This window comes from Dactylosporangium thailandense (assembly GCF_059739745.1).
Map to the genome: position 1 here is coordinate 3,440,820 of NZ_AP029195.1, position 16,539 is coordinate 3,457,358.

Below are 16,539 nucleotides of genomic sequence, written 5' to 3' on the forward strand. Positions count from 1 at the left end.
GCGCCGCGTCGCGTACGGTGACGGGCGTGACGATCTCGCTGACCTGGGACGCCGTGCTCATGTGGCGCAGCCGGCAGCAGTGGCTGCACCGCCCCGCCGAGGCCGCGGACCCCGTGGCCGTCGTCGAGCGGCTCGCCGGCGTCCAGGCACAGGTCACGTCCGCGGCCGAGCAGGCCGTCGCCGCCCGTCAGCCCGCGCCCGGGTCCGGGTCCGGGAGCGAGACCGGCGGCGAGGACGTGCGGGCCGCGCTGCGCGGGCGGCGGCTCGTGAAGACGTGGGCGGCCCGGGGCACCCTGCACCTGCTCGAGGCGCGCCAGGCCCCCGCCCACCTGGCGCTCATCGGGGCCGCCCGGACCTGGGAGAAGGGCTCGTGGCAGAAGACCTTCGTGACCGTCGCCCAGATGGAGAAGCTGGCCGCCGCCGCGCACGAGGCACTGGACGGCCGGGTGCTCACCCGGGAGCAGCTCACCACCGCGGTCGTCGAGCACGCCGGCGACCCGGACCTCGCCGAGCACCTCGCGTCCGGCTGGGGCACGGTCCTCAAGCCCCTCGCCTGGCAGGGCGTGCTCGTCCACGGCCCCAGCGCCGGCGACCGGCGGGTCACCTTCACCCGGCCGGACACGTTCGTGCCGGGCTGGACCGGGCTGCCCGATCCGGCCGAGGCCGCCCGGGTCGTGATCCCGGCGTACCTGGGCGCCTACGGCCCCGCGTCGGCGGCGGCCTTCGACCAGTGGCTGTGCCGCGGCGCGTCGCGCAAGGCGGCGCTGCGCCAGTGGTTCGCGGGCCTGCTGGCCGACGGCGTGCTCGCCGAGGTCGACGTCGAGGGGGAGCGGCTCTTCGCCCGGGCCGAGGACCTCGAGGCGCTGGCCGGCGCCCGGGACTTCGACGACGTACGCCTCCTGCCCGCCTTCGACCAGTTCGTCCTCGGCCCCGGCACCGCCGACGCCCGGGTGGTCCCGCCGGAGCACCGCGCGCAGGTGAGCCGGGCCGCGGGCTGGATCTCCCCGGTCGTCGCCTACCGCGGCCGGGTCGCGGGCGTCTGGGACGGCGCCGAGGTCACCCTGTTCGACGAGCGCGTCCCGCAGGCCGGCATCGAGGCCGAGCAGCGCCGCCTGAATGTCATTTGAGCAGGGCCCGGGCCTTCTCGGGGTCCTGCTCGCCCAGCGCCGACGACGGGCACTCGCGGGCGAGCGGGCACGCCCCGCACGCGGGCTTGCGCGAGTGGCAGGTGCGCCGCCCGTGCAGGATCAGCACCTGGTTGACCGTCACCCAGTCCTTCTTGTCGAACCGGGCCTGGATCGCCGTCTCCGCCGCGTCCACGTCCTTCTCGGGGCACCACCCGAGCCGGTGCGCCACGCGGCTCACGTGCGTGTCGACCGAGATCGCCGGCACCCCGAAGGCGTTGCCCAGCACCATGTTGGCGGTCTTGCGCCCGACCCACGGCAGCGCGACGAGCTCCTCGAGCGTCTCCGGGACCACGCCGTCGTGCCGCTCGACCAGGGTCGCGGCGAGCTTGATGACGTTGCGGGTCTTCTGCCGGTAGTACCCGACCGGGACGAGGATCTGCTCCATCTCCTCCTGCTCGGCGTCGGCCAGGTCGGCCGCGGCCGGGTACCGCTCGAAGAGGGTGGGGGTGACGGCGTTGACGCGCTCGTCGAGGGTCTGCGCGGCCAGGGTGGCCGCGACCAGCAGCTGCAGCGGCGAGGCGAAGTCCAGCTCGAGCCGGTGGTCCGGGTAGCGGGCGAGCAGCAGCTTGAGGATGCGCCGCGCGCGCCGGGTCTCCGCGATCGGCAGGGCCGTCGGCGCCGGGGAAGTCACCGTGGAAGCGTACTGCGCGTACGACAGTGGGGACGGCCCCGAAGGACCGTCCCCACTCGAAGTAGTGCTCAGATGAGGCCGAGGCGCTCGACGGCCTGGCGCTCCTCGTCCAGCTCCGCCACCGACGCGTCGATGCGGGCGCGGGAGAAGGCGTCGATCTCCAGGCCCTGCACGATCTCCCACTTGCCGCCGGCCGAGGTGACCGGGAAGGAGGAGATGAGGCCGGCGGGCACGCCGTAGGAGCCGTCGGAGACGATCGCGGCCGAGGTCCAGTCGCCCTCGGGGGTGCCGTTCACCCAGTCGTAGACGTGGTCGATCGCGGCCGAGGCGGCGGAGGCGGCCGAGGACGCGCCGCGGACCTCGATGATCTCGGCGCCGCGCTTGGCCACCCGCGGGATGAACTCGTTCTCGAGCCACTGCTGGTCGCCGACGGTCTCGGCGGCGTTGCGGCCGGAGACCTCGGCGTGCACCAGGTCCGGGTACTGCGTCGCGGAGTGGTTGCCCCAGATGGTGACCTTGCGGATCTCGGTGACCGGCACCGACAGCTTGCGGGCCAGCTGGGAGATCGCCCGGTTGTGGTCGAGGCGGGTCATCGCGGTGAAGCGCTCGGCCGGCACGTCCGGGGCGTGGCGCTGGGCGATGAGGGCGTTGGTGTTGGCCGGGTTGCCCACGACGAGGACCTTGATGTCGTCGGCGGCACCGGCGTTGATCGCCTCGCCCTGCGGCTTGAAGATGCCGCCGTTGGCCTCGAGCAGGTCGCCGCGCTCCATGCCCTTCGTGCGCGGGCGGGCGCCGACGAGCAGGGCTACGCTGGCGCCGGAGAAGGCGCCCTTCGGGTCATCGAACACGTCGACACCGGCGAGCAGCGGGAACGCGCCGTCCTCCAGCTCCAGGGCCGTGCCCTCGGCGGCGCGCACGGCCTGCGGGATCTCCAGCAGGCGCAGCTTGACGCGGGTGTTCGCGCCGAGCAGCTGCCCGGAGGCGATGCGGAACAACAGCGCGTAGCCGATCTGGCCGGCCGCACCGGTCACGGTGACGTTGACGGGCGAATCGCTCATGAGAAGTCTCCTGGCAGCAACGGCGGGTGTGCTTCTGTGCCCAAACTATCCCCGCCGCCGAATCGAGCGTTCACCTTCCGTCCACTCCGTGTGGCTTACGGCACTCGATCAGGTACCGCGTCGTCGTCGCCGCGAAGGAGCCCTCGCGTCCGATCAGCTCGTGCATGGCCTCCAGGCGGCGGCGGTACCGCGCGATCGTGAAGCCGGGCACGATCCAGATCACCTTGCGCAGGTACACCGCGACCGCCGCGACATCGAGGAACTCCAGGCGCAGCGTCGCCGTGCGCACGTCCACGACCTCGAGCCCCGCCGCCTCGGCGCCGGCCCGGGCCCGCTCGACGCTGCGCCCGTCGCCGACCGGCTGCGGGCCCATCATGAAGTCGGTGAGCGCGGCCGCGGTGCCGACCCCGACGTGCTGGGCGAAGTACGTGCCGCCGGGCGCGAGCACCCGCCCGAGCTCGGCCCAGCCCACGACGGTCGGGTGCCGGCTGCTCACCAGGTCGAACGCGCCGGCCGGGAAGGGCAGGGGCGCGTCGTCGGCGACCTGCTCGACGGCCGCGCCGAACGGGGCCAGCGCGGCGCGGGCCAGCACGGCGTTGGGCGCCCACGACTCGGTGGCGGCCACCGTGGCGGGGCCGGCCCCGGCGGCGAACGCGGCCCCGAGCGCTCCGGCGAAGACCTCGCCGCCGCCGGTCTGCACGTCCAGGGCCGCGGTCGCGGTGCGCAGGCGCTCGCCGAGGCGCCGCGCGTAGCCCCACGGCGGCCGCTCCTCGGTGGCGCGCCCGTCGAACCAGGCGAAGTCCCACCCGTCGACCGGCGCCGCCTCGGCCTCGTCGAGCAGGCTGTCAAGGCTGGTCATGCTGTCCGGGCTGGTCATGTTGTCGGGGCTGGTCATGGTTGCACCCTCCGTTGCCGGGGCATCACCCAGGCATGACGATCATTGCGCAGAACGCCCCGCTGTGGCTGGCGACCACGGCGGAGAACGAGATCCAGGCCGGCCGGGTGATCGGCTGGCAGACCGAGCACGTGCAGCCGGTGCCGCTGGTGGCCTGGACGGACGAGACCGGCCAGCTGCACCGGGTCGGGCACCCCGTCACCCCGGTGGTGTGGCTGGGCGACACCCGCGGCGAGGCGATCGAGTCTGCCCAGCGCGAGACGCGCCTCGCAACGCTATAAAGCCGCGGTTGGTCGGCCCGCGGGCGATGAGCCGTGCCACCTCCGGCTCCCGCGACGACAGCCGCCCGCCGCCGGCTCGGCCTGGCCGTACAGATGCAGGATTCACCTAGGTTCCTAGGATGCTCTGCGGGGTGTGACCCGGTGGTGCGGACCGTCGGCAGGACCGTGCCGCCGGGGAGCAGGAGCCCATGCAGAGCTACCGCGATGTCCGCCGTGGTGCGGACCGTTACTCCCGTGGCCTCACCCTCCGCGGGTGGTCGCGGTCGTGGCCGGCCCACCCGGGTCCGAAAGGTTGTCGCGTGGCAAACAGGTGTCCGCGTTCGCTCGGGTGAGCGGCGGGCGGTACCGTCCTTTCCGAATCACGAAACGTGTAGAGGGAGTGGACGGGTGAAGGTGAACGCCGAGGCCAGGCAGCGGCTCAGTGCGCTCCTGCGGTCGCACGAGGACGAGATCCTGCGGCGCTGGGCGGAGATCGCCGCCCGTACGCTGCGGGGCCGGCTCACCGACGCCGAGTTGCAGCGGCAGGTCCGCGAGGTGTACGCGGCGCTGCTGGGCATGCTCGAGGGAACCGGCGACGGCGAGCTGACCGCGGCCGGGAGCGGGGAGTCCCGCGGGGCGCTCACGGACCTGTCGCGGTCGTGGGCGCGGCAGGGCTTCACGCCGACCGAGACGGCGAACCTGGTGTTCACCGTCAAGGAGGTCGTGCTCGGGCTGTCCGAGTCCGCCGACGCGGACCAGGTGCCGGCCGACTTCCTCGTGCTGTCGCTGCTCGTCGACGAGATGGGCCTGTTCACGTTCGAGACCTACGCGAAGGCCCGCGAGGAGATCATCGCCGACCAGACCGAGCAGCTGCTGGAGCTGTCCACGCCGGTGGTGAAGCTGTGGGAGGGCGTGGTGGCGGTGCCGCTGGTCGGCACGCTGGACTCGGCCCGCGCCCAGGTGGTGATGGAGAAGCTGCTGCAGACGCTCGTCGACACCGGCTCCGCCTACGCGATCGTCGACATCACCGGCGTGCCGGCCGTGGACACCCAGGTGGCCCAGCACATCCTCAAGACCGTGGTGGCCGCGCGGCTCATGGGCGCGGAGTGCATCATCTCGGGCATCCGGCCCCAGATCGCCCAGACGGTCGTCGCGCTGGGCATCGAGTTCGGCGACATCGCCACCAAGGCGACGCTCGCCGACGCGCTCGTGCACGCGCTGCGGGCCAGCGGCGTCGAGTTCGCCAAGCGCAAGGCGAGCTGATGGACCGGGTACCCGTTCTGAAGATCGGCGACATCCTGCTCGTGTCGATCCAGATCGACCTCGACGACCAGACCGCCCTGCAGCTGCAGGAGGATCTGTCCGACCGGATCGTGGAGACCGGGGCGCACGGGGTGGTCATCGACATCTCGGCGCTGGAGATCGTCGACTCGTTCATCGGCCGGATGCTGTCCACGATCGCGGCGGTGTCCCGGGTCCTCGACGCCGAGACCGTCGTCGTCGGGATGCGCCCCGCGGTGGCGATCACGCTGGTGGAGCTGGGCCTGTCGCTCAACGGCGTGCGGACCGCGCTCAACGTCGACAAGGCGCTGGAGATCCTGGCGACGTCGAAGCACATCCAAGGCGTCGGCGTGCTCACGGTGGTCGAGGACGACGGTGCCTGACTTCGCCCCCGGTCAGGAGCCGCAGCGGCTGGACATCGGCGACGACAAGGACGTCGTGCGGGTCCGGCAGGCGGTGCGCGTGGCCGCGGTGGAGGCGAAGCTGCCGCTGGTGGACCAGACGAAGCTGGTGACCGCGGCCAGCGAGCTGGCCCGCAACACGCTCATCCACGGGGGCGGGGGATACGCGACGATCGCCGGGGTGCACAACGGCCGGCGGGCCGGGGTGCGGGCCGAGTTCGTGGACTCCGGGCCCGGCATCGCGGATCTCGGGCTGGCGTTCACGGACGGGTACACCACGGGCAACGGCATGGGGCTGGGCCTTTCGGGGTCACGGCGCCTGGTGGACGAGTTCGAGATCGACTCGACGCCGGGCAGCGGCACGCGCATCGCGGTGACGAAGTGGGCCCGGTGACGACCGTCGCGGCACCGCCGACGGTCGAGGAGCTGGGCTGGGTCGCGGTCGACGAACCCGGGGCGGCCGGGGTCGCCCGCCGGGTCGCGACCGACTGCGCGCGGCGGCTCGGCTTCAGCGAGCAGCGGGCCGGTGAGGTGGCGATCGTCGCCGCCGAGCTGGCCTCGAACCTGCACCGGCACGCCGACGGCGGCACGCTGTCGGTGCGCTGCCTGCGCCGCGGGGAGATCGGCGGCATCGAGCTCGTCGCGGTCGACTCGGGGCCGGGGATGCGGGACCTGCCGTTCAGCTCGGTGGACGGGCATTCGACGGCCGGGACGCTCGGCATCGGCCTCGGCGCCGTCCAGCGGCTCTCGGACTCGGCGAGCGGCTACTCGCTGCCGGGCAAGGGCACGGTCCTGGCGGCGCAGCTGTGGCCGGGGGAGAAGCGGCGGGCGGTGCGCTCGCCGGTCGCGGGGCTGTCGCGGCCGATCACCGGCGAGAAGGTGTGCGGGGACCGGTACGCGGCCCGGGCGACCGGCGACGGGGGCCTGCTGGTGCTGGTCGCCGACGGGCTCGGGCACGGCTCGCTGGCGGCGGCGGCCTCGGCGGCGATCGCCGACGGGTTCCTGGGCTCGTCGCTGGAGGCGCCGGCGGCGATCGTGGAGCACCTGCACCGCACGGTGTCGCACACCCGCGGGGCGGCGGTGTCGGTGGCGCGGATCGCGGGCGGGTCGGTGGTGTTCGCGGGGCTGGGCAACGTCGCGGGGACGATCGCGTTTCCCAATGGGGACCGGCGGGGCATGGTGAGCATGCCCGGCATCGTCGGGCACCAGTCGCGGGGTGTCCGCGAGTTCACCTACGAGCTGCCGCCGGAGGGGGTCGTGGTGCTGCACTCCGACGGCGTCTCGGACCGATGGACCCTGCGTGACTACCCGGGCCTGTCGCGGCAGGAGCCGCTGCTGGTGGCGGCGACGCTGCTGCGCGACGCCGGGGTGCGCCGGGACGACGCGTGCGTGGCCGTGGCCGTGGCCGGCGGGGCGGCCGGTGAGCCGGCGTGACCGGCGACGGCGCGCCGATCCTGCGGATGGTGCTCGCGACCGAGCACGACGTGTTCGTGCTGCGCCAGCGGGGCCGGGAGGTGGCCGCCGCGCTGGGGCTGGAGTATCAGGACCAGGTCCGGGTGGCGACCGCGCTGAGCGAGGTCGGCCGGGAGGCGCTCGGCGCCGAGGTGACGTTCACGGCGGCCGCCGAACCCCGCCCCCACCTGGTCATTGTTGTGTCATCAGCGGTCGTGGGTAACCAGGCTCTCGAGGGAGTCCGGGCGGCCGGGCGGCTGATGGATGAGGTGCGGGTGGAGGACGAGCGGATCGTGCTGACGCGGCGGCTGCCCGCGCAGGTCGACCCGGAGCGGATCGAGCAGGCGCGCAACGAGCTGGAGGTCAGCACTCCGACGACGGCGCTGGACGAGCTCAGCGTGCAGAACCGCCAGCTGGTCACGGCGCTGGAGGAGGTGCAGGCCCACCGCGACGAGCTGCTGCATCTCAACGCGGAGCTGGAGGAGACGAACAAGGGCGTCATGGCCTTGTACACCCAGCTGTCGGAGGAGCTCGAGCAGACCAACCAGGGCGTGGTCGCGCTGTACGCGGAGCTGGACGAGCGCTCGGCGCAGCTGCGGGAGGCCAACGAGGCCAAGAGCCGGTTCCTGGCCAACGTGTCGCACGAGCTGCGGGCGCCGGTGACGGCGATCATCGGGCTGACGCGGCTGCTGCTGGACCCGCGCTCGGAGCCGCTGACGTCGGAGCAGACGCATCAGCTGGGGCTGGTGCAGGGTTCGGCGGCGGATCTGCTGGCGCGGGTCAACGACCTGCTGGACCTGGCCAAGGCGGAGTCGGGGCGGATCGAGCCGAACTGGGGGCCGATCGACCTGGTGGCGGTGTTCGGGCAGCTGCGCGGGACGCTGCGGCCCCTGGCGCGGCCGGAGGTGCAGCTGGACGTCGACGAGCCGCCGGCGGCCGGGCTGATCTCCGACGAGCTGCTGCTGACGCAGATCCTGCGCAACCTGCTCACCAACGCGCTGAAGTTCACCGACCGGGGGACGGTCGGGATGGGGGCGTGGGTCGACGCGGACCGGTTGTACATCGCGGTCACCGACACCGGCATCGGGATTCCGTTCGCGGAGCAGGCGCGGGTGTTCGAGGAGTTCCATCAGGTGCGCGGGGCGCGGCAGGCGGGCGGGACGGGGCTCGGGCTGCCGTACGCGCGGCGCCTGGCGGCGCTGCTGGGCGGGGCTTTGACGATGGTGAGCGAGCCGGGGGAGGGCAGCACGTTCACGCTGTCGCTGCCGCTGCGCCCGGCGCTGCCCGAGGACGCGCGGGACGAGGGGCCGCTGCCGCAGGTGGAGCGGGCGCTGGTGGTCGACGACGACCCGGCGGCCCGGCACCTGCTGCGTCAGCTGCTGGCGGGGATCGCCGACGAGGTACAGGAGGCCGCCGACGTGCGGGCGGGGCTGGCGATCGCGGTGCGGGAGCGCCCGTCGGTGATCTTCCTGGATCTGCGGATGCCGGGTGGTGACGGCACGGTGCTGCTGGCCGATCTGGCGGCGCTGCCGGACGTCGCCGGCATTCCGGTGTTCGTGGTGACGGCGGCCGACGTGTCCGACTTCGCGCCGCAGGAGCTGGCCCATGCGCGCTCGGTGCTGACGAAGGAGCAGCTGACCCGTCGCGCGGTCGTCGACCTCGTCGCGGGGCTGCGCCCGTGAACCCGGAGCAGGCCGCCGACATTCTCGTCGTCGACGACAGCCCGTCGAAGCGGTACGTGATCACCAGCTGGCTGCGGCGGGAGGGGCATCGGGTGACCGAGGCCGCGACCGGCGAGGAGGCGCTGGCGCTGCTGCACGGCGGGGGAGCGGCGGTGGAGCTGGTGGTGCTCGACGTGCGGCTGCCGGACATCGACGGGTTCGAGGTGGCGGAGCGGATCAAGGACGATTCGCGCACGGCGGCGGTGCCGGTGATCCACATCTCGGCGACCGCGGTGCACGCGGTGGACCGGACGCAGGGGCTGATGCGGGGCGCGGACGCGTATCTGGCCGAGCCGATCGACCCGGACGAGCTGCTGGCGACGGTGGGGGCGTTGCTGCGGTACTCCCGCGCCCGCCACCGCGCCGAGCGTCTGGCCGGGCGGCTGACCCGCCTGGTGGAGACGACGGCGGCGATCAACGCGGCCACGAGCCTGCCGGAGCTGCTGCGGCTGGCGGCGGTCGGGGCGTCGCGGGTCTTCGGCGGGGCGGCGGCGGTCGCCGCGGCGTCGCCCGAGACCGGGGCCCTCGCGGTGCAGGTGGACGCGGCCGGGGCGGTGCCGGTGGTGCGGGGCGCGTACCGGGAGCATTTCGAGGCCGACCCGCTGGAGGGTGCGGCGGGCGCGGCGCTGTTCGGGCAGGACGGCGGCCCGTGGTGGGACGGGCCGGTGTTCCGGGTCGTGGCCCGGGCCAAGGCGGGGCGGGAGCCGCTGCACATCGCGGTGCCGGCCGGTGGGTTCACCGACGACGACCACGACGTGCTGCGCCAGCTCGGGCAGGCGATCGCGCTGGCGGTGGAGGCGTTGCGCTCCTACGACGAGGAGCGGCGCACGGCGCTGACGCTGCAGCAGAGCATGCTGCCGGCGTCGCTGCCGCCGGTGCCGGGCTATGACATCGCGGTGCGGTACCGGCCGGCGAGCGACCACGCGTACGTGGGCGGCGACTTCTACGAGATCGTGGCGGTGGAGGGGCACGTCGTCGCGGCGATCGGCGATGTGGCGGGGCATTCGCTGCGGGCGGCGACGATCATGGCGGAGGTGCGGCACGCGCTGCGGGCGTACCTGGCCGAGGATCACGCGCCGGGGCTGACGCTGGAGCGGCTGAACCGGATGATGCTGCGGTTCCTGCCGGAGGAGATCGTGACGATGTGCCTGCTGCGCATCGAGCTGGCGTCCGGGGAGATCCGGCTGGCCAACGCCGGGCATCCGCCGCCGCTGCGGGTCGCCGCGGGGCGGGCGACGCCGGTGGAGGGGCGGGTGGCGCTGCTGGGCGTGCCGACGGTCCACGACGCGGAGACGGTGTTCACGCTCGATCCGGGCGAGTCGCTGGTGATGGTGACGGACGGGCTGATCGAGCGGCGGGGTTCGACGTTCAACGAGGGGCTGGAGCGGCTGCAGCTGGCGCTGGCGGCGGGTCTGGGCGCCGACGGCGGCGACGGCGACCTCGAGGCGGTCTGCGACGCGCTGCTGCTGGGCCTCGGCGACGAGTCCGACGACGACCAGGCGATGCTGGTGATCCGCCGGGGGATTTCCGCCTGATCTGGTTGCGGCGGGCGGCCGCGGCGGTGACGCTGGCCGTGACGGCTTGCGACGGGGGGATTGACATGGCGGTCTGTGTGACGTGCGGCAACGACTACTACATGACGTTCGAGGTGCGGACGACCGGCGGCGGGACGTACACGTTCGACTCGTTCGAGTGCGCGATCCAGAAGCTGGCGCCGGTGTGTGAGCACTGCGGGACGCGGATCGTCGGGCACGGCGCGGAGGTGTCCGGGAAGTTCTACTGCTGCGCGCACTGTGCGCGTTCCGCCGACGCGGCCGGTTTCGAGGTGCGCGACGCGGTGGGGGCCTACCCGGGGTGAGCCCGTTCCCCCGGTGATCTCTGCCCACGCGCGACATGATTGGGTAACCCGCAGGCAATGTGCGGAGCCCTCGTGCGCGTGAAGGAGCAGCTGTGGTCGTCCTGGGAATCGACATCGGCGGATCGGGCATCAAGGGGGCTCCGGTCGACCTGGCCACCGGGGCGTTCACGAGCGACCGGGTCCGGATCGAGACGCCGCAGCCGGCCGACGTGCCCAGTGTGGTGAAGACCGTCGCGGCGGTGGCGGGCTCGTTCGAGGCCGCGCAGAGCATCGGGATCACGTTCCCGGCGGTCGTGCAGCACGGGGTGACCAAGACGGCGGCGAACGTGGACCAGTCGTGGGTCGACGCGCCCGCCGAGCAGCTGTTCTCGGAGGCGCTGGGCCGGCCCGTGACGGTGCTCAACGACGCCGACGCGGCCGGGGTGGCCGAGCTGGAGTTCGGCGCGGGCCGCGGCGTGCCCGGCCTGGTCGTGATGGTCACGTTCGGCACCGGGATCGGCACGGCGCTGTTCGTCGACGGCACGCTGGTGCCGAACACGGAGTTCGGGCACCTGCAGATGAGCGGGCTGCACCTGCACGGCGGGGATGCGGAGGACTACGCGTCGGACCGCATCCGCGAGCAGGAGGATCTCGGCTGGCCGGAGTTCGCCGAGCGGGTGCAGACGTACCTGCGGCACCTGCACGCGCTGCTGTGGCCGGATCTGATCATCGTGGGCGGCGGGGTGAGCAAGAAGGCCGAGAAGTGGCTGCACCTGGTCGACGTGCCGACGCGGGTGGTGCCGGCGGCGCTGCAGAACAACGCGGGCATCGCGGGCGCGGCGCTGCTGGCGGCCCGTAACGCCGGCGTCGCCTGAGCTTCGACTCGTCGGACGGCCTCCCGGAGGTTCGCCTCCGGCGGGCTGTTCGCTCGGTGCCGGCTGACCGAATTGTCACCGGATGGCGGGTTGGTGCCGGCCCGTGTGCGCCGGTGAGGCACCATTGCTGGCATGGGTGACTCGCCCGCGCCGCTGCGTGCCGACGACCCGGCCTCGGTCGGGTCCTACCGGCTGCGCGGGCTGCTGGGCGTCGGCGGGATGGGCACCGTCTACCTGGCCGAGGGGGCCGACGGGCGGAAGGTCGCGCTCAAGGTCATCAACGCGGCGTTCTACCACGATCCGATGTTCCGGCACCGCTTCGCCGCCGAGGCCTCGGCCGCCTCGCGGGTCGCCGGGTTCTGCACGGCCAGGGTGCTCGACGTCGCGCTCGACGGGCCGGTGCCGCACATCGTGACCGAATACGTGCAGGGGCCGTCGCTGCACGACTACGCCACCGTGCACGGGCCGCTCGCGGGGCAGGTGGAGGCCGTCGCCGTCGGGGTGGCGGCCGCGCTGACCGCCATCCACGCCGTCGGGCTCGTGCACGCCGATCTGAGCCCGCGCAACGTGCTGCTCTCGCCGTTCGGGCCGAAGGTCATCGACTTCGGGGTGGCGCGGCTGCTCGGGCACGGCGCGGCGCACCAGCCGAACTTCGGCACGCCGGGCTGGCTGGCGCCGGAGCAGGAGCGCGGGTGGCCGCCGAGCCAGGCCAGCGACGTGTACGCGTGGGGCCTCCTCGTCGCCTGGGCCGGCACGGGCACCCTGCCGGAGGCCGGCTCCGAGCCGGCGCTCGCCGGGCTGGACGCGTCCCTCGCGACGATGGTGCGCCGGGCGCTGCGGGCCGACCCCGCCGCGCGGCCCACCGCCCGGCAGGTGCTGCTCGCGCTGGTCGGGCAGGACGATCCGGCCGCGGCGCAGGTGGCCGCGACCGTGCGTGCGTCCGGCTCGGCGCGGCCCTCGCCGACGGCCGCGTTCGCGAAGGGCGCCGCCGCGGTGGCGCGGCCCACGCAGCAGCTGCGGACGGGGACCCGCCGGCTCGCGCCGCCGCTGCCCCCCGCCTCCACCGCCGCCGCGCCGGCGGCCGCGGCGGGCCGGGCGCGCCGTCGCCACCGGGATCGGGCTCGTGGCGCTGCTCGCGTGCCTGCTCGGCGGCCTCAAGCTCGCCGAGTCGGCCGGCAAGGGCGGGGCGGGCGCCCAGGCGGGCGAGCCCACCAAGTCCCCGACGCCCTCGCCGACGCCTTCGCCGAAGCGCAGCCCGGTCGCCTCCGACGGCAAGATGCGCTTCACCCTGGCCGGGTTCGCGTGCGGCAAGAAGGAGCTCGGGGACTGGCCGCTGACCCGCAAGCCCGGCGGGCAGTACTGCCTGGCCGACCTCAAGGTCGAGAACACCGGCGACAGCAAGGGCCGCATCTGGGTCGGCAACCAGAAGCTGCGCGACACCGACGGCAAGGAGTACGGCCCCGACGAGTTCTCGTGGGTGTACTACGACAAGTCCCGGCCGCTGTTCGGCGAGATCGGTCCCGGGGACTCGGTCACCGGGACGCTCGTCTTCGACGTGCCGGACGGGCTGACGTTCACCGAGCTGCGGGTGCGCTCCGGGCTCGTGGGCGGCGACAGCAGCGCGATCAAGCTGCGCTGAGCCCATCCACCCACCCATCCCGGCCCGGCCCGGCCGCGACGCAGCGTGCGCGGCCGCGCAGCGTCGTGCGCCGTGACCAACGGCGGACGGTGAGGCCACGGGAGTAACGGTCCGGACCCCGGCGGACGTCGCGGTAGCTCGGAAATACTGCCCTCGGAAACGGCCCCCGAATCGTGGGACGGACCGTGAGAGCGCTCCATGGGAGCGGTCCCGCGCGGATCGTGCCGGGATTGCCGGCGAGTCCGCAGTCGCATCGACGGTGGTCCCGAGCAAACACCATGGACAGCCGCTTGGCAAGGGTTGCCGCAACGTTAAGTTTCGTTACCACCGTGTTATTGACACCACTGTCCGCGATCCGATTTAGTGTGCCGGAACCGGTTGCGGAACCGGTTCCAGAACACGCTCTCTTGCCAGAAAGCGCTCTCACCGGAAGGATCGCGGCGTGCCGATCACCATCGCCGATGTGGCGGCGCGGGCGGGGGTCAGCAAGACCACCGTCTCGCGTGTGCTCAACGGCAAAGGAGAGGTCGACGAGGCGACCGCGGCACGGGTACGCACGGTCATCGACGAGCTGGGCTACGTGCCCAGCGCGCGGGCGGTCAACCTGGCCCGGGGGCACACCCGGGTGATCGGGATGCTCGTCCCCTCGCTGACGTGGCCGTGGATGGGTGAGGTCGTGCAGGGCGCGGTCGACGTCGTGGAGTCGGAGGGATACGGGTTGCTGCTGTTCACGTGCAACCGCGGCGCCGAGTCCATGCGGCAGTTCTCCGCGCAGGTCTCCGGCAAGTCGTTCGACGGCCTGCTGGCCATCGAGCCCGAGGGCACCCTGGACTACCTCGCCGACCTGTATGCGGGCGGCCTGCCGGTGGTCCTCATCGACGACCGCGGCGACAAGCCGCTCATGCCGTCGGTGGCCACCACCAACCGGGCCGGCGGCTCGCTCGCCGCCCGGCACCTCGTCGAGATCGGCCGGCGACGCCCCCTCGTCATCACCGGCTCCGAGAAGTTCGGCTGCACGCAGGACCGGCTCGGCGGCTTCGCGGACGTCTTCGCCGCGGCCGGCGCGCCCATCGACCCCCGTCTCGTCGTCGAGGGGGACTTCACCTACGAGTGCGGCATCGTGTCGGTCCAGCGGGCCCTCGCCGAGGGCATCGAGTTCGACGCGGTGTTCGCGCACAACGACCTGTCGGCCTCCGGCGCCCTCCAGGCGCTGCGGCTGGCGGGCAAGGCGGTGCCGCAGGACGTCTCCCTCGTCGGGTTCGACGACATCCTGCACGCCTCCCACACCGAGCCGCCGCTGACCACCGTCCGCCAGCCCATGCGCCAGATGGGCGAGATGGCGGCCCGCCGGCTCATCGCGCATTTCGACGGCACGCCGCTCACGGCCGAGCCGAACATCCTGTCCACCACGCTCGTCGTGCGCGGCTCGACCGTCGCGGCGCAGCCCGAGCGCACCACCTGACGCCTCAACGCTCCACGGGCGGCGCCTACCGAACCGCACGGCGCCGTCGCCATACCGCGAAATGTTCCTGTCCGCCCCACCTGTCGATCCAGGTACCAAAGGAGACACCCCCGTGTTGACCAGACGCTCCGTACTGCTCGGCATGGCCGGTCTGCTGGCCACGTCGACCACCTTGGCCGCGTGCGGCGATTCGCCGAACGAGAACAAAGGCGACGGTGCCAAGACGACGGTCCTGACCGTCGGCATGCCCAACGGCCCGCTGACCGAGAACGAGAACCCGTTCCTGACCACCTCGGCCGGGGCCAAGGACGGCTACCGCTGGGTGATCTACGAGCCGCTGATGATGTGGAACCCGGTCAAGCCGGCCGACCCGATGAAGGCGTGGCTGGCCACCAAGGCGGACTGGAACAAGGACTACACCTCGGTCGTCCTGAACATCCGGGACAACGCCACCTGGTCCGACGGCGAGAAGCTCACGGCCGACGACGTCGTGTTCACCTACAAGCTGGTGCGCGACAACGAGGCGCTCAACTCCGGCGGTGTGCCGATCGCCGACGCGACCGCCAGCGGCTCCGACGTGACCATCACGTTCAAGTCGTCGCAGTACGTCAGCCAGCAGAAGGCGATCGCCCAGATCCCGATCGTGCCCAAGCACATCTGGGAGAAGGTGGCCGACCCGAAGACCGAGGCCAACAAGAACCCGATCGGCTCCGGGCCGTACACGCTGAAGTCCTTCACCCCGCAGACCACGACCCTCGTGGCCCGCGACAAGGGCTACTGGCAGACGCTGCCGCAGGTCAAGGAGCTGCGGTACACGTCCTACAACGACAACAACGCGCAGACCACGGCCCTGGCCAACGGCGAGTGCGAGTGGAGCTTCGTCTTCATCCCCAACGTGAAGACGGTCTTCATCGACAAGGACGCCGCCAGCCACAAGATCTGGGCCCCGCCGGTCCTGGGCATCCACGGCCTCTACATCAACACCACCAAGGCGCCGTTCGACGACCCGAAGCTGCGCGTCGCGATGGGCATGGTCATCAACCGCGACGACATCTTCAACACCGCCGAGGCCGGCTACTTCCACCCGCTGGTCAAGAGCGTGACGGGTCTGCCGTCGCCCGCCGGTGACGCCTACATCTCCGACGAGTACAAGGGCAAGGACTACAAGGTCGACGTCGAGGGCGCCAAGGCGCTGCTCGCGAGCGCCGGCTACAAGCTCGAGGGCACCACGCTGAAGGACAAGACCGGCAAGCCGGTCACCCTGACGCTCACCGACCCGGCCGGTTGGTCGGACTACCAGACGTCGCTGGAGATCGTGAAGGCCAACCTGGCCCAGATCGGCATCGCGGCCACGATCGACAAGGCCAACCAGGACGCCTGGTTCAAGAACATCGAGGCCGGCCAGTTCGACGCCGCGTTCCGCTGGACCGACGGCGGCTCGACCCCGTACGACATCTACCGCACGGTGATGGACGGCGACCAGCTCAAGCCGATCGGCACCGCGTCCCCGGCCGCGAACTTCGGCCGCTTCAACAGCCCGGAGGCGACGGCCGCGCTGCGTGCCTACGCCGCCGCCACCGACGACGCGGCCCGCAAGACCGCGCTCGCCACGCTGCAGAAGATCTTCGTCGAGCAGGCCCCGATGATCCCGGTCGGTGCCGACAACATCGGCGCGGCGTACAGCGCCAAGAACTGGACGGGCTGGCCGGACGACGCCAACCCGTACGGTGCCGCGCAGCCGACCCAGGCCAACGCCCTGGACGTCATCCTGCACCTCAAGCCGGCCGGCTCCTGACGACCGGATCGTACTGACACCGCTCCCCGGGCGGCCCTTGCGCGG

The 16,539-nt window shown here is 72.8% G+C and carries 16 protein-coding genes and 1 pseudogene; 14 read left to right on the plus strand and 3 right to left on the minus strand.

What is annotated here, in order from left to right; genetic code table 11:
* Positions 1-26: 26 nt before the first annotated feature.
* A complete protein-coding gene (locus AC6JBM_RS15485) occupies positions 27-1,127 on the plus strand; it encodes a DNA glycosylase AlkZ-like family protein (RefSeq protein WP_497984307.1) in 1,101 nt (366 codons plus the stop codon).
* Here AC6JBM_RS15485 and nth read toward each other — a convergent pair.
* The 3 genes from nth to AC6JBM_RS15500 all read right to left on the minus strand — a co-directional run bounded on the left by nth (position 1,120) and on the right by AC6JBM_RS15500 (position 3,771).
* Positions 1,120-1,818: an endonuclease III gene (nth, locus tag AC6JBM_RS15490; protein WP_497984308.1), complete on the minus strand. Its 699-nt coding sequence runs from the start codon at positions 1,816-1,818 to the stop codon at positions 1,120-1,122. The two genes, AC6JBM_RS15485 and nth, sit on opposite strands and share 8 nt — an antisense overlap.
* 68 nt (positions 1,819-1,886) lie before the next feature.
* A complete protein-coding gene (locus AC6JBM_RS15495; protein WP_350619253.1) occupies positions 1,887-2,876 on the minus strand; it encodes a malate dehydrogenase in 990 nt (329 codons plus the stop codon).
* Between the two features lie 70 nt (positions 2,877-2,946).
* Positions 2,947-3,771 (minus strand): class I SAM-dependent methyltransferase, encoded by an 825-nt coding sequence (locus AC6JBM_RS15500; protein WP_497984309.1) that lies wholly within the window; start codon positions 3,769-3,771, stop codon positions 2,947-2,949.
* Positions 3,772-3,806: 35 nt separating this feature from the next.
* On the opposite strand from AC6JBM_RS15500, the gene AC6JBM_RS15505 reads away from it, so the two are divergent.
* The 13 genes and pseudogenes from AC6JBM_RS15505 (at position 3,807) to AC6JBM_RS15565 (ending at position 16,494) form a co-directional block, all read left to right on the plus strand.
* The gene (locus AC6JBM_RS15505; RefSeq protein WP_497984310.1) at positions 3,807-4,052 is read left to right on the plus strand and encodes a hypothetical protein; all 246 of its coding nucleotides are present in this window, start codon (positions 3,807-3,809) and stop codon (positions 4,050-4,052) included.
* Positions 4,053-4,439: 387 nt separating this feature from the next.
* Positions 4,440-5,294 (plus strand): STAS domain-containing protein, encoded by an 855-nt coding sequence (locus tag AC6JBM_RS15510; protein WP_497984311.1) that lies wholly within the window; start codon positions 4,440-4,442, stop codon positions 5,292-5,294.
* On the plus strand, positions 5,294-5,695 hold the full coding sequence (locus AC6JBM_RS15515) for an STAS domain-containing protein (protein WP_497984312.1): 402 nt from the start codon (positions 5,294-5,296) through the stop codon (positions 5,693-5,695). Before AC6JBM_RS15510 ends, AC6JBM_RS15515 begins: the two co-directional genes overlap by 1 nt.
* Positions 5,688-6,107 carry an anti-sigma regulatory factor gene (locus AC6JBM_RS15520; protein WP_497984313.1) on the plus strand — a complete coding sequence of 140 codons (420 nt, stop codon included), beginning with the start codon at positions 5,688-5,690 and terminating at the stop codon, positions 6,105-6,107. Before AC6JBM_RS15515 ends, AC6JBM_RS15520 begins: the two co-directional genes overlap by 8 nt.
* Positions 6,104-7,147, plus strand: a complete 1,044-nt coding sequence (locus AC6JBM_RS15525) for an ATP-binding protein (protein ID WP_497984314.1) — start codon at positions 6,104-6,106, stop codon at positions 7,145-7,147. The genes AC6JBM_RS15520 and AC6JBM_RS15525 overlap by 4 nt, the downstream gene beginning before the upstream one ends.
* Positions 7,144-8,847: an ATP-binding protein gene (locus tag AC6JBM_RS15530; protein ID WP_497984315.1), complete on the plus strand. Its 1,704-nt coding sequence runs from the start codon at positions 7,144-7,146 to the stop codon at positions 8,845-8,847. The genes AC6JBM_RS15525 and AC6JBM_RS15530 overlap by 4 nt, the downstream gene beginning before the upstream one ends.
* The gene (locus AC6JBM_RS15535; RefSeq protein WP_497984316.1) at positions 8,844-10,421 is read left to right on the plus strand and encodes a SpoIIE family protein phosphatase; all 1,578 of its coding nucleotides are present in this window, start codon (positions 8,844-8,846) and stop codon (positions 10,419-10,421) included. The genes AC6JBM_RS15530 and AC6JBM_RS15535 overlap by 4 nt, the downstream gene beginning before the upstream one ends.
* Before the next feature lie 65 nt (positions 10,422-10,486).
* A complete protein-coding gene (locus AC6JBM_RS15540; protein ID WP_350619231.1) occupies positions 10,487-10,744 on the plus strand; it encodes a metallothionein in 258 nt (85 codons plus the stop codon).
* Positions 10,745-10,836: 92 nt separating this feature from the next.
* A complete protein-coding gene (ppgK, locus tag AC6JBM_RS15545; protein WP_497984317.1) occupies positions 10,837-11,598 on the plus strand; it encodes a polyphosphate--glucose phosphotransferase in 762 nt (253 codons plus the stop codon).
* Positions 11,599-11,817: 219 nt separating this feature from the next.
* Positions 11,818-12,312, plus strand: a pseudogene (locus AC6JBM_RS15550) (protein kinase domain-containing protein); the annotation flags it as partial.
* Positions 12,313-12,721: 409 nt separating this feature from the next.
* A complete protein-coding gene (locus tag AC6JBM_RS15555) occupies positions 12,722-13,237 on the plus strand; it encodes a DUF4352 domain-containing protein (protein WP_497984318.1) in 516 nt (171 codons plus the stop codon).
* Positions 13,238-13,679: 442 nt separating this feature from the next.
* Complete coding sequence (locus AC6JBM_RS15560) at positions 13,680-14,699, plus strand: LacI family DNA-binding transcriptional regulator (RefSeq protein ID WP_350619225.1); 1,020 nt, start codon at positions 13,680-13,682, stop codon at positions 14,697-14,699.
* 142 nt (positions 14,700-14,841) lie between these two features.
* Positions 14,842-16,494, plus strand: a complete 1,653-nt coding sequence (locus AC6JBM_RS15565) for an ABC transporter substrate-binding protein (RefSeq protein WP_497986463.1) — start codon at positions 14,842-14,844, stop codon at positions 16,492-16,494.
* The last annotated feature ends 45 nt before the right edge of the window (positions 16,495-16,539 follow it).

Coding starts and splice junctions, on each gene's coding strand:
- AC6JBM_RS15495 (WP_350619253.1), bottom strand. CDS start 2,876: ATGAGCGATTCGCCCGTCAACGTCACCGTGACCGGTGCGGCCGGCCAG.
- AC6JBM_RS15500 (WP_497984309.1), bottom strand. CDS start 3,771: ATGACCAGCCCCGACAACATGACCAGCCCGGACAGCATGACCAGCCTT.
- AC6JBM_RS15505 (WP_497984310.1), top strand. CDS start 3,807: ATGACGATCATTGCGCAGAACGCCCCGCTGTGGCTGGCGACCACGGCG.
- AC6JBM_RS15515 (WP_497984312.1), top strand. CDS start 5,294: ATGGACCGGGTACCCGTTCTGAAGATCGGCGACATCCTGCTCGTGTCG.
- AC6JBM_RS15540 (WP_350619231.1), top strand. CDS start 10,487: ATGGCGGTCTGTGTGACGTGCGGCAACGACTACTACATGACGTTCGAG.
- AC6JBM_RS15565 (WP_497986463.1), top strand. CDS start 14,842: ATGGCCGGTCTGCTGGCCACGTCGACCACCTTGGCCGCGTGCGGCGAT.